The following is a 13,156-nucleotide window of genomic DNA, read 5'->3' as shown; positions in this document are numbered from 1 at the left end:
GGTTAACTTTCCTACTTCAGCTGAAGTGACCCCTAAAAGTTAGACATGGTTATTTCATTAGGCAACTTGGGTAAAATGAGTTCGGTATTGCACCGGACTCATTTTTAATTTTGCCTTTATTCGCTTCGTATTGTAGTAATTGATGTATTTTTCTAATTCTATTTTAAAATGCTCTACACTTTCAAATTCTGTCATGTAGAGGAACTCGGATTTCATAATTCCAAAGAAATTCTCCATTACCGAATTATCGTAACAGTTCCCCTTACGAGACATACTTTGGACAATCCTTCTTGATTTTAGAGCACGTCGATATTTCTCCATTTGATAATGCCAACCTTGATCGGAATGCATCAGTAATTGATGATTCTCTGGTAAACGTTCAAATGCCTGTTCCAACATGTCCGAAACAAGGGAATAGGTTGGTCTAGAGCCAATTGTATACGTGATAATCTCCCCGTTATATAAATCTAAAACAGGTGATAAATAAAGTTTCTCACCAAATAATTTAAATTCCGTAATGTCTGTTACCCACTTTTCATTTGGTGCGTCTGCCATAAATTTACGGTCTAAGATATTGGGCGCAATTTTACCCACTGTACCTTTATACGATTTATATTTTTTCATACGTACTAAGCATTTTAAACCAAGCTCTTTCATGATACGTTGTACTTTTTTATGATTCACATTTTTTCCACGATTCGCTAGTTCATCACGAATACGGCGATAGCCATAACGCCCTTCATGTTCTTCATAAATCGCCTTTATTTCTGCTTTTAAATCAGCGTCTGAATCCGGACGACTCATACGTTTCACTAAATCATAGTACGTACTACGGGGAATGCCAGCGAGCTTTACGAGTTCTTTCACCGGGTATTTAAGCCTTAGTTCATAGACTACTTGCGCTTTGTCTTGTTTGGTGATTTTTCCTTGTTTTGAACTAAGGCATTCAACTTTTTTAAATACTCGTTTTCCATTTCTAGTTGTTTAATACGCGCTTCAAGTGCTTCAGTAGAGTCTCTGACTGGTGCTTGTTTAGGTTGCTGATTGGATTCCTTTTTCATGGATGGACGCCCCTTTTTCTTTGATTGAAGGGCATCTAATCCTTGTGTTTCAAATAGTTTTCTCCAAACAATAATGGTTGAAGGGGCAGGGATCTTAAAAATCGCTGCTGTTTCATTTAAGGACGTACCATGTTCAATCATGTAATTTAGTACGTCTAGTTTAAACTGTTGTGTGTAATTTGTACAAGGCTTAATAAAAACTTCGACACCATTATATTCGTATTGTTTGACCCATTTAAGAATCGCTTTATTATCAGTTCCTAAAGATTTAGCTATTTCATATGAACTCTCATTTCCATTTAAATAACGTTTAACTGCTTGTAATTTGTCTTCTGCAGTAAATTTAGCCATAGAAAAACTGCACCTCCAGTTGTTAGATGGTGTCTAACAATTGGGGTGCAGTTCAGTTCAAAGGTTTTCTTTGCTAAATTAATAGTTACTTAACTAGTTAAGCCATAAAAAGGAAAGGTATTTCCTATCCTTTAAAATTCGAGGTGATACCATGCTAGATTTTATGTTTGGCATTTTCATAAGATTAGTCATATTCTTTGCTATTTCTTTGGCAGCTGGGCTCCTTTTTAATATTATAAAAAGGTGGAAGAATCATAATTCAATTTATTATGCAATATGTGGAATGTTCTCTTTTATTAGTTATTTAATTTCAGATAACTATTCTACATTTTTAGGTGTGCTTACTTATGCATTCTTTTTATGGTCTATTATAATTTTTTTTTAAAAGAGACAAAAACCGCCATTCTTAGGACTTTTTACGAAATTTTATTGAGGCTTTCCGCAATGTTGTTTCGGTAGGTTGCACCCAATCTTAAATGGACAAAGAACAGCGAAGACCGAAATAAAAAACCGCAATACCGAACGAAAACATATGCGGAATACCGCAAATTTTTTTCGTTGTATTTGTCGCGAAAAGTAGATTATCATTAAATACAAGAGATCTCTTAAAAGATATTTTTATTGAATTTCGAATTTCAATGGGAGTGATTAATGTTTCGGATTGGGAAAAATATGAAGATAGTGCGGGTTCTGTATACTAATTACCTGGAAATATGCAGGGATTAGTAATATATTTATTTGTATAATTTTAGTAAAATAATAGTGTGATTAAGACTATTAAAATAAACAATGTAAAGAGAGGGGAAGATAAAATGAGAAAACATATAATTAAATTTATTACAACCATGTTGTTTTTTTCTACGTTAATTGTTAATAATTCCATTGTACATGCTGGTCCTGCGCCACAATTAACAGATCTTCAAATAATTGCAGTAACATCAGATGGCAATAACTATGAATGGGAAGATATCTATTTTAATCAAAATTGGGCAAGTAAGCCTTTAGAGGGAAATACAGCCTATTTTGCAATTTATGTCGAGGGCACTGAATTATCTGGAACTTTAAGAATTTATAGTGGGGGCCAAGATATTACAAAATATACCACTGAGCCATTACCACCTGATTATCTGTCTGGTCCTGATAGAATTGTATATGGAAAAATTGTTTATAAAGAAATTCCATTTGGTTATTTAAATGGTTCAATTAATGTGGAAGCTCGAAATTACTATCCTCCTAATAGGACATTTTATGATTACCTTAATTTCGACTTAATCCCTACAGGATCATTAATTAATACTCAGACTTCTTCTGTAAGTTACGACAATAAAGAAGTTCATGTTTTAAGCGAAGAAACCCTAAAACAGTTAACTGATAATTTAGTTAAAAAAGCAGAAGAAGATAAAAAGGCAATAGAAAGTAGGGAGGAGGAATAAGAATTGTCAATTAGCATTGATCAAAACCGTGCAGCCTTTGCCGCCTATACAAAATTAACTGTAGTATCACGATTTGAAAATAGGATGAACAACCATCAATCATATAGTAATGAACATATGTCTATGAATTTTTCAGATTTTTTGGATGTTCTAAAAAATAATGAAGTAGTAAATAAAAGTTACGTACGAAATGTCCCGATAAAGCAGCGAGAAGATAGTCTTATTAATAGTTTATACAACGGAAATATGCAATTTGAAAATGAGAAATTGTCATACATTGAGAAAGCTTATAATTTGGGAATGGTAGATGGGTGCAATATATTAATTAATAGAAAAGTTTAAAAATAAAGGATGCAGGCTGTCGATAGTTATAGGGACAGCCTGCTCATTTTTATATTTAATGTTATTGAAATTATATTTTTTCTAAGGTAGTACTCCACTAATAGTGTTTGGTGAATTGAAAAAACTAGGACCGACTGATCGTGATAAAATAATAGTTACTGGAATAGATGAAGACAAAAATTATTATTACTTCTTATTGACTGATGAAACCATAGGAAAAGGCGTTGCAATTTTGAAAATAAAGAAGCTAAATTTCAGCATTAGCGAAATCGTCAGTGTCTATGATTCAGGGGATTTGAAAGGATAACAATGGGATCGATATAACTCCATATAATGATCACAAACGTCCATTTCATGATGATGGAGTTGGATATGAAGTACAATCATTAACTGGCTATACGGAAAGTACAGCATATGGCGTAGTTGGGAGTGCTTACACTAAAAAATCAACCGGTCAAGCCGCGTATATGTTCTTTACTGTAGGAAGACAAGGTACTACTTATAAATCTAACGATTATGGTATTGGCTATTATAACGGTTCATGGAAAGGATTTACTTCAGGTGATTTGACAGGCTGGTTGGCAGAAGCTCCAAACTATACAATAAGTGCTGGTCAAAACATATATATGCATATAGCAATTGTTGGAGATTATGTTAGACTAAGAGTTCTTGATGGTAATAACTTCTCAAAGGTTTTTTGGGATAAATCATATTATCACTACAGTTACTTCCCAAGTAACGGTAGTGGAGTGCATTTTAACAGACAGATAACTTTATGTGATACAGATGAAGTTACTGGAACAGGACTATATTTTAAAAATGCATCTTTTTCAGATAGTTATTTGTACTCTCCTACTGGATATGCTAGATATTCATCAAACAACACAAATCCTGATAGAAGAGGAAGGTTTAAAGCAGACTGGACAAATTATTCAAATGTGACGGTTCATAGTAGTAGTGCTTGGTATGCAGAAAAAATCTCCATAGAATTTTAGGGAAATAGGCTACGTGGAATGTTCATCGTAAACAAAAGTTATAAGAAAAGTTGGTTGGAAACTCAAACTTCACACATAAAAAACTCTAGTACTTTTGTAAGTGTGTGAAGTTTGAGATGGAATAACAAAGAAAGTATTGGAACTGTGGAAATATTTAATTTTAATGAAAGGATTTGGTTTGTAAAATGAAAAAATTCTGGCTATGTATTATAATAGTCTTTACTTTTTTTTGTAAATTCCATTGGAGTGTTAGCTGCTTCCGATTCTATTAATGTTACTATAGATAATAAAGAAGTAGAGTTCACTGCCGATTCAGGAAAACCATTTATTGATAAAAACAATAGAACGCTCGTTCCGTTTAGGGTTATTCTTGAACAATTTGGTGCTGAAGTCAAATGGATTGATTTTAGTCAAGGAGTGGTAATAGCAACAAAAAACGACTTAAATGTACGCATCTTTGTAGGTGAAAATTATGTTGATCAATATAAGACGGAAACTTGGCCGCGTGCCTCATCAGAGCCACATCACACATGGCCTGTAGCAATTGATACCAATATAATTATTAAAGATAATAGGGTATATATACCAATAAGATCTGTTCTAGAAGCATTTCATGCGCAGATAACTTGGGATGACAAAACAAAGACCATAATTATTTCATCTGAAAAGATATAATTCGGGTAATTCAATATTAAACGTCGGTCAACGGAAACCTACATTGAATGAGAAGAGTGGGAAATGGATGTGAAGTGCTTGGGACGGTTGACATTTTTACATATGAATTAGAGCGGGGCTATAAGAGGATGGAAGCTGGATGAAGCTGTAAAAAAGACAGTAAAAAACCTCCTTGGAGGGTTTTTTACATTAATAAATTAATTTGATCTCATCAACATATATCAAAATCGTTCTGTAAGACTCTACTCGCGTATTTCACAATAGTTGCTTGAATAAGTATAATAAATCGTATACTCCTTCCTTTGGTAGAAAACACCCTATCCCCAATCGTTTAGCTATATAATGTTTGGAATTTATTTGTATAATTCAGAGGGGAGATAAATGTGCATCCCGCAGAAATAATTAAGTTAACATTTGTTGGGATTATGATTACAACAATTGTAATTATTACGCTCTTTTTTAAAGGTAAATGGAGAAAAATTGGCTGGTTATTAGCTTTAGTTACATTGACAGTTTATTGTGCATTCTATGTAGTACGTCCTTTTTGGATTGATACACAAATAGACAAGAAGGTTAAATTAATAGAACTATACCTATTTCAACGTTATCCTGATGAAAAATGGGTGATTTCAACAGTTCCTTATCGCGAAGAAGGCTTTAATCATATGAACCCATATTATATTAATGTTGTTTTTGAAAGTGAACCAGAAGTAACCTATGACTATTGGGCGGAAAATAAGAATAATATCTACCAAATTGGTTATTCAACAAACGATGGGTTGGCTGAATTAAAACATTTAGAGAAGAAAAACGAATAATTAATATACTCTACTATAAAATTAGTATATTTTTTTTGTGAAAGATTGGATGTTAAAGAATCTGTTCCGAAATAGAATTGCGGTTTTCCGCAAATTTATTTCGGTGAAAATATTGTAGAAATCTAGTACAATATAACTAAAGTTGTTATTAGGGTGAATATAGATGATTGAAATCAAGGAATGCATGCTTCAATTAGTAAAGCAAAACTTAAAACATGATAAAATAGTTGGAACCATTTGTGATTTTATTGATTTCAAAGAAAAAGAAGGCTTTCGCTTTGGTGATTTAGTATTGTTTCATTATGAATTATTCGGTGGAAAAGGCAATGAAATCAACCAAATTGCTGCCGGAATGGAAATGTTAATACTAGCCATTGATATATTTGATGATTTGGTAGACCTCGATAATCAAGACCTACCTTGGATGAAAGTCGAAACATCAACCGCTACTCATATTGGACTGGCTCTTTTGACCATAAGCCAACTTGCAATTGATGAAAGCTTTTTCGACAATAAAGTAAAACTGGAAGCAAGGAAAATGTTCAATAAACATATAGTGCGTTGTATTTCTGGTCAGCAGTGGGATGCTGAGAATGAAATTTATAATGAGAGTGATTATCTATCCGTTACGAAAGAAAAATCGGGATCACTTATTTCATCTGCTTGTCTATTAGGAACCATTTTTACAAATTATCAGCAGCCGCAAATTGTGAAAGAATATGCCGAACATTTTGGCATTGCTGTTCAAATTGCCAATGATATAAAAGATATTCAGCGGGAAAATAGCAAAAACGATTTTCTACATAAGAAAAAGACATTGCCTGTTTTGTATCTTTTAAATAATGCTGCTGCAGAATTTGAAGAATTAAAGAGGTACTATAAAGGAGACATACAGAAAGAACAAATTCAATCAAAGCAAAGTGAAATCGTCGCTTTGATTAAAAAGTCTGGAGCCATTGAGTACGCCAAAGTTATTATGCAGCTTGAAATTAATAAGTCAATGAAAATTATCAATACCATGGATATTACTGAAGATTCAAAAGAAAGAATTCAATCCATGTTATTTAGATAAGAAAAATATTATAACTTAGTAAACTATTGGAGGAATTAATATGATTTCAGAGATTATTCAGCATTTGGTAAAAAATCAAGAGGTGCTAGAGCAAGTACAGAATGGATTTGCGAGTTTAGTTGGTGTAAGTGAAGAGGAAGTACAGATTATACTGGATGTTTTGAATGGAACTGTTACAACTCTATCAAGCTTCTGGCTTTAAAATCTAATAGCTAGATTCTATTCATTATAGAAGGAATCTAGCTTTTTAGTTTGTACTAATATTGCAAATAAAATAATAGCTTTAGGTGATTCGATGTCAAAAAGCACATTTAGCATATTAATTTTTACGGTATTATTGTTATGTATCTATTTTACTACCATTACTGTGAAATATGCACATATTGGAATCGGTGTTGAGGAAACCCTGAATAATCAGTTTGAAATTATAAATGTTGCTCCTAAGGGGGCAGCAGAATATTTAGGAATAAAGAAAGGGGATATTGTTCTCAATATTAATGGAAAAATGCCTAAAGAGCATCAGTCCGTTATTAAGTACAACCTTATTGAACAGGCAAATGAGATTATTGTTGAAAGAAATGGAGAAATATTCAAATATAATGTACAAGCTCACTTTTACAAGGACCAATTCATCTTACATATAATTACTCCGTTTTTTGTTTTACTTCTTTCTTTTTTGTTTAGTGCTTTTTTGTTCAAATACAAAAGAAATGAAAAGGTCACTTTAATATTGATTTTGCTATTTCAAACATATGGAATTAGTTTCTTCGCTGGAGCGGCATCAGCACGTACAGAACCGCTGGCCCAATTTATTGCAATAAGTACTTTATTAGTGATACCGTTGTTGCTACTTCATTTTTTCATATTATATTTTCAAAAATATAATATGAAATTTGTACGCTTTAATCTAGTTAAAAACCTATATATTTCTAACACTTTAATCCTGCTTTTATCACTTTTATTTTTACTTTTTCCTTTTTACAATATTTTATTTTCAATAATAAAAATGTTTGTTTTACTCATGTTTGTTATAAACACTTGTTGTTGTATTTATATTTTTGGTAGTGGCTTTATAAAAAATCGAAAGTCAATCTATAGCCCTCTTTTTAAAATCATAACTCTGGGTATTTTTATTTCATTTTTTCCATTTATTATGTTTTACGCAATACCAACCTTTATTTTTAAACAGGAACTTATTTCCGGTGAAGTTGCTTTTTTATTTACTTATTTTTTACCGCTTACTTTTGTTTATTTAGTATCAACGAATCAGTTTTTAGATATTAATTTTTATATTAAGCGGATTTATTATTATTCTCTATTATCAATTACACCCTCACTGCTGTTTATAATAGTTGGGGCAATATTATTAGATGATGTTCCCGTATTAAGATGGGTACAAATTTTTGTTGCCGTCTACTTATTTTTTATTCTAGTATTTTACATAAAAGAAGAATTAGATTATCGGCTTCGGGGCAACTTATTTTCTGAAAAATATAATCTGCAATCAAGTATCTACCAATTTGTTGCATTTCTATCTCGTGAAAAAAGTAAAAAAGTGATCGAGCAGTATTTTGTTAATGAAATAAAAGCCATATTGGGTCTAAAGAACATTGCTTTGCTTGAATATGATAAAGAGGTTGATAGTCTCATATTGGTTAATGGTGATAGCTGGGATTACGAAAAGGGGCTGTTACAGACCCATCTTTCGTTATTTTTTGGGAAAAATTTCTTCGGAGAACTACAACTTTTGAATACGATCTCTTATTTAATTGTCGCTGAAAATAAAAAGAAAATAACAGTATTGGTATTGGGCAGAAAGAAGAACTTTACAGCTTTTAACCTTGACGAAAAAGAATGGCTAAAAACAATTTCTTATTATATGAATGTAAGCTATCAAAATCTGCAAATGATCGAGGATTTAATCGAGGAGTTAGAAAATATTAAAACAAAAGACGATGCTCCTTCCTGGGTGCTCAAGATGTTATTTAATATAGAAGAAAAGGAGCGAAAGCGGTTATCGACTGATTTACATGATTCCGCCCTTCAAGAGCAGCTTTTATTATACAGAAAATTATCTGGAATTCTTGAAAAATATAATTTTGATTCGATTGCTAAACAAGAACTTGACTTTATTAATGAAGGTTTATTAGATGTCATTCATGAAATTCGTGAAACTTGCAATGAGTTAATGCCGCCATTTTTGAAAGAAACAGGCATTGTTGGATCGCTAGAGAATCTTTTTAAAAAGGTGCAATTGCGGACAAATTTAGTGATCGATTTCGTTGCTGACAGAAATTTTATAGACAGCATCAGTGATGAAATAACATTGGCACTTTACCGGGTTGTCCAAGAATTAACGAATAATGCTGAAAAGCATTCCAATGCATCAAAGGTTAGTATTTATCTTACATCTGAATATGATCATATCATTTTAAAATACAAAGATGATGGAGAAGGGATGGCAGGAGAAAGCGCACCAGCCTTTAATGGGCGTCTTGGAATATACGGAATAAGAGAGCGGGTAAGAAGTGTCAACGGAAATATTGAATTTAGTAATTTAAAGGATAGTAGTGGATTACAAATAGTAATTGAAATCCCGTTGGATAAAGAGAATCCAATAATAATTGTCGGGTAATGAGGAGGAATTTATATGATAAATATTTTACTTGTAGATGATCATCCCTCTGTCAGAGAAGGAACGAAAGCAATGATTGAAGCGGATAATCAATATCAAGTTACGTTAGCTGCCACTGGGGAAGAAGCAATAGAACGAATGGAAAGTTCAAGCTATGACTTATACATTTTTGATTTATTTATAGATACTATCAATGGGATTGATTTAACTAAACGGGTTATTGCAAAAGATGCAGAAGCGAATGTGTTAATCATGACAGGATTTGATATTGAGTCCCATTTCAATATTTTAATGGAGGCCGGTGCCGGTGGTTTTATTAGTAAAACAGCAACTAAAGATCAGCTGTTAACAGCGATAAAATGCGCATTAAGAAAAGAAGCGATTCTTCCCATATCTTTTTTACAACAACTACGGCAGATTGAGTTTAAAGGAGTAATAAATGATGGTGATGCAAAATCTGGTATTTCCTTGAACGAAAAAGAGCAACAAGTATTATATGAAGCCTCACTTGGAAAATCAAACAAGGAGATTGCTCAAAGTCTAATGATCAGTCAGCGTATGGTGGAATATCATTTGACAAAAATATTTGGAACTTTAAATGTTAGTTCGCGCGGAGAAGCGGTTGCAAAGGCTAGGGAGTTGAGGTTGCTTCCAAGAGAAGTTTTTACAAATAATAGTTAATTACTCTAGAGTAAAAGTAACGGAATATTACAATTATAGTCTGCATGCTATTAGGTAGCATGGACAAAAATAAGCCATTCTGATCATTGTTCTTGGTTAACTTTGATTAGTTTGGCTTTATTTTTTGGGAAAATAGATGAGTAGGTAGTCACGAAATTTTAAAACCCTTATACGGTCGATAAGACTTTTTTATTGTTTAGAATACGTACAATGTCCTCATAGTAGTGACCAGTTGTCCCTATTACTTGAAACAAAAAAGAAGAAGAAAACATATAGACAACGAATGATCGAGGCTTAAGATCCATTTATTTGCCCATGTTGCCAATTAAAGATGGAATTAGTAGAAATCTATCATTCAGACTATGGTCATCTGTATCATTATATGGAGGACATGGAGTTTATTAAAGAATGGAGGAAGATGATCCTTTTGGTTTAGATGATGAAATCGTTCTGCTTTCGTTTAAATGCAAAGATTGTGGTAAAAGGGACGAAGTCCCTGAATATGTTGTTGGAGATTTTAGTGTGGACTTAAATAATGATGAAGAAGTAGAAGTTGAGTGTCCTTTTTGTGGAGGCACTATGCTTCGAGTGAGAAATGTCCCAAGTGAATAATCTACACTTGGGACGTGGATAAAGTCGCGTTAGCGATTTATTCTTTTGCTCAGAAAAGTTTATTTCGGTACCGAAATAAAATAGCGGTAATTATCAATAGATTGTTAGAATATTAGTATGCTAATATAAATTTTACCAAGATTATTAAACACAATTTTTTTATTGATGGCCGTCAAACAGTAGTGTGTTAGAAATAGTTTGGGAGAGATAGAAACATATAGAAAATATATGTTCTTCGAGTAATTTAACCAGGAGGAAAATATGATAAATCGCAAACGTGTAATTTCTACTATATTAGCTTTAGTAATTCCTATTTCAGCATCCGCTTCCGTATATGCTTCTGGCAATGAGGGAGACGACGCTAATTCAGCTATGACCCTTTTAAATAAAGGAAATATTGTTGAATTAGAAAACAAAAATCTAGAATTAGAGTCTTCAGACTTTAAAACACTCGAATTTTCTTATAGTACAGATTCTTTAAACGGAGATACTTCAATCAATGCAACTTGGGATGGAAGCTTTTCCAATAGCTATACGATTCCAAAACTTGTTGTTGCTGGTGGAAGTAGCTCGATTGTAGCATGGCTATTATCAAAGACAACTTGGCCTACTGCAATATGTACAGGTATTGCTTCAGCAATCGGAGTGTACACTTCTGATGATGTAACAGTCAAATCAACTGTTAACTATAGATGGATCACAAAATACACAGAATGTTATTATTCAATGTCTAGCAATATCTATGTAGATGGAAAATTCAAAAAAACAATAACTCAAACATGGACAGCAAAAGATGATCCCAATATTGATTCTATTGACCCAACAGTGGAAGTAAAATAGATATAATAGAAGGTTATGTGTTTACAAACTAAGTAATATAGGGGTAACAAACCTGTTACTAAACAGTAAAAAGGTACTCGGAAAAGGATTTCCCTTAGACCGAATACCTTTTTACTTGTATTCATATATTGCATATTACAAACCGATTGAGTGGCAGTTTTTGTACCGAAAAGGAGTAGGTCTAATTGAACGATATAAAAAGAGCTATAATTACTGGGTGTGTTGTCGCCGTTGCTGCCTTTTTCCTTGATAAATTCGGAGTTGAAAATAAGGTATATTATTTTATAGTGTATTTTGTTTGTATTTATTGTGTATTAAAAATATTCCGCATTAAATAGTTTTGCCCAGGCAGGGCAATGTGCATTAAAAAATGAATCAATCCTCCTAATAAAATGTAGATATGTCGTCCTTCTATTATACCTTATAAGTCTATTATAAGGGGGGTGATCACAGGCACCTGTCGATTAGTGATAGTAATGATAACAAACCTGTTGCTAAACATTAAAAAGATACTCGGAAAAGGAGTAGTCTAATTGAACGACAAAAAAAGTCTATAATTACAGGATGTGTTGTCGTCGTTGTTGTGTACAATTGATTTTGTTAAGAAGGTATTTTTGATAAATTAGATTTGAGCCACTAATTTCCAAGGAGGACTCTTAAATTTGTCCGAAGCGGCTCTCAATGATGGTAGAGGTGGCACTTTTGCATGGACGAATGAGTTTTTCCACTGCATACTTTTTCATTGAATTATTTTTTGTAGTGAACATTAGAGGGATAATGTGCAGTAGGCATAGCAGGAGGACCGAAACTGGCTTTCCAACATTGCGGACAGGGAGTGCGGGGTCTGCCCTTGGCGTGGCCGCATTTTTCATTTTTGCGGACAGCGAGTATGTGTTCCACCCTTGGTATGGCCGCATTTTTTTGAAGAATAAAAGAAATGGTCTTCTGTGATTCCCATATTCCTGTTCATCCTTAGACTTTGGGAATCATACTCTCTCTTTGATTCCCATTTTCCCGATATTCCTTAGACTCCGGGAATTCTCCCCCCTCTATGGTTTCACATTTTTCCAATCCTAGAAATTTTAATGGGAATCTAATGCTCATTAGCCCAATATAGCGACACAGGAGAACAGTCTACCGCTCGTAATAATCACCTGAGCCTTAACAATTGTTCCAACGGTAGTTATAAATAGAGAAAAGTAGATGCTCCTTTGCCCGACCAAGGGTTAGGATAGTTAATTTCTTCATTAGTAATGTGCTTTATTTGTCGGTCAGCTGCTATTTACACGGCAATCATATTGGTATAGCGAATAATTAGATCGCCCTATTGTTTCTTTAGCTTATGGATTTCCAGTCATCAAGCTTTTGCAAAATTAGAGTGTCAGGGTTTAGGTTTTCGACGCGAGTATCTTTAATGATATTTTCAACGCGATGAATATCTTCTTTATTGGTCATTATTTTTTCAATTTTTGTAAAACGTTTATTTACTCCATTAAAAAAGCTGTATTATAACATATTCCTTGTATAAATATGCCAATATTGGGAAATTTCGGAATTAGTTAGTTTAATAAAATTTCAAAGCCTGTTGCAACGATTTAAACCGTTGCAACAGGCTTCTTTATTATGGACTTTAGTCAGTTG

13 protein-coding genes are annotated in these 13,156 nt (G+C 33.0%); 12 read left to right on the top strand and 1 reads right to left on the bottom strand.

Annotated elements, in window-relative coordinates; genetic code table 11:
- Positions 1-57: 57 nt before the first annotated feature.
- Positions 58-1,412 (bottom strand): IS3 family transposase gene (locus tag P9E47_RS21440; RefSeq protein WP_326164894.1). Its coding sequence is split into 2 segments (ribosomal slippage): positions 58-959 and positions 959-1,412, totalling 1,356 coding nucleotides; the frame shifts between segments, so codons are not numbered across the junction.
- 812 nt (positions 1,413-2,224) lie between these two features.
- Here P9E47_RS21440 and P9E47_RS21435 point away from each other — a divergent pair.
- The 12 genes from P9E47_RS21435 to P9E47_RS21380 all read left to right on the top strand — a co-directional run bounded on the left by P9E47_RS21435 (position 2,225) and on the right by P9E47_RS21380 (position 11,515).
- Complete coding sequence (locus tag P9E47_RS21435) at positions 2,225-2,845, top strand: DUF4879 domain-containing protein (RefSeq protein ID WP_326164893.1); 621 nt, start codon at positions 2,225-2,227, stop codon at positions 2,843-2,845.
- Between the two features lie 3 nt (positions 2,846-2,848).
- Positions 2,849-3,187 carry a hypothetical protein gene (locus tag P9E47_RS21430; protein WP_003329692.1) on the top strand — a complete coding sequence of 113 codons (339 nt, stop codon included), beginning with the start codon at positions 2,849-2,851 and terminating at the stop codon, positions 3,185-3,187.
- A gap of 103 nt (positions 3,188-3,290) precedes the next feature.
- Positions 3,291-3,494 carry a hypothetical protein gene (locus P9E47_RS21425; protein ID WP_003329691.1) on the top strand — a complete coding sequence of 68 codons (204 nt, stop codon included), beginning with the start codon at positions 3,291-3,293 and terminating at the stop codon, positions 3,492-3,494.
- A 160-nt stretch (positions 3,495-3,654) separates the two neighbouring features.
- A complete protein-coding gene (locus P9E47_RS21420; RefSeq protein ID WP_326164890.1) occupies positions 3,655-4,182 on the top strand; it encodes a hypothetical protein in 528 nt (175 codons plus the stop codon).
- Between the two features lie 246 nt (positions 4,183-4,428).
- The gene (locus tag P9E47_RS21415) at positions 4,429-4,857 is read left to right on the top strand and encodes a copper amine oxidase N-terminal domain-containing protein (RefSeq protein WP_003329688.1); all 429 of its coding nucleotides are present in this window, start codon (positions 4,429-4,431) and stop codon (positions 4,855-4,857) included.
- A gap of 383 nt (positions 4,858-5,240) precedes the next feature.
- A complete protein-coding gene (locus P9E47_RS21410) occupies positions 5,241-5,675 on the top strand; it encodes a hypothetical protein (protein WP_003329687.1) in 435 nt (144 codons plus the stop codon).
- 163 nt (positions 5,676-5,838) lie between these two features.
- Positions 5,839-6,747, top strand: a complete 909-nt coding sequence (locus P9E47_RS21405; RefSeq protein WP_003329686.1) for a polyprenyl synthetase family protein — start codon at positions 5,839-5,841, stop codon at positions 6,745-6,747.
- A 40-nt stretch (positions 6,748-6,787) separates the two neighbouring features.
- Positions 6,788-6,949, top strand: coding sequence for a competence pheromone ComX (comX, locus tag P9E47_RS21400; protein ID WP_003329685.1), 162 nt, complete (start codon positions 6,788-6,790; stop codon positions 6,947-6,949).
- Positions 6,950-7,042: 93 nt separating this feature from the next.
- The gene (locus tag P9E47_RS21395) at positions 7,043-9,382 is read left to right on the top strand and encodes an ATP-binding protein (protein WP_326164889.1); all 2,340 of its coding nucleotides are present in this window, start codon (positions 7,043-7,045) and stop codon (positions 9,380-9,382) included.
- Positions 9,383-9,397: 15 nt separating this feature from the next.
- A complete protein-coding gene (locus P9E47_RS21390; RefSeq protein ID WP_326164886.1) occupies positions 9,398-10,063 on the top strand; it encodes a response regulator transcription factor in 666 nt (221 codons plus the stop codon).
- Between the two features lie 408 nt (positions 10,064-10,471).
- A complete protein-coding gene (locus P9E47_RS21385) occupies positions 10,472-10,675 on the top strand; it encodes an FmdB family zinc ribbon protein (RefSeq protein ID WP_326164884.1) in 204 nt (67 codons plus the stop codon).
- Positions 10,676-10,936: 261 nt separating this feature from the next.
- Positions 10,937-11,515: a hypothetical protein gene (locus P9E47_RS21380; RefSeq protein WP_003329681.1), complete on the top strand. Its 579-nt coding sequence runs from the start codon at positions 10,937-10,939 to the stop codon at positions 11,513-11,515.
- The last annotated feature ends 1,641 nt before the right edge of the window (positions 11,516-13,156 follow it).

The sequence above is a fragment of the Schinkia azotoformans genome, from assembly GCF_035811335.1.
GTDB classification, from domain to species: domain Bacteria; phylum Bacillota; class Bacilli; order Bacillales; family Bacillaceae_J; genus Schinkia; species Schinkia azotoformans.
This window is presented reverse-complemented; position numbering and strand designations above follow the sequence as displayed.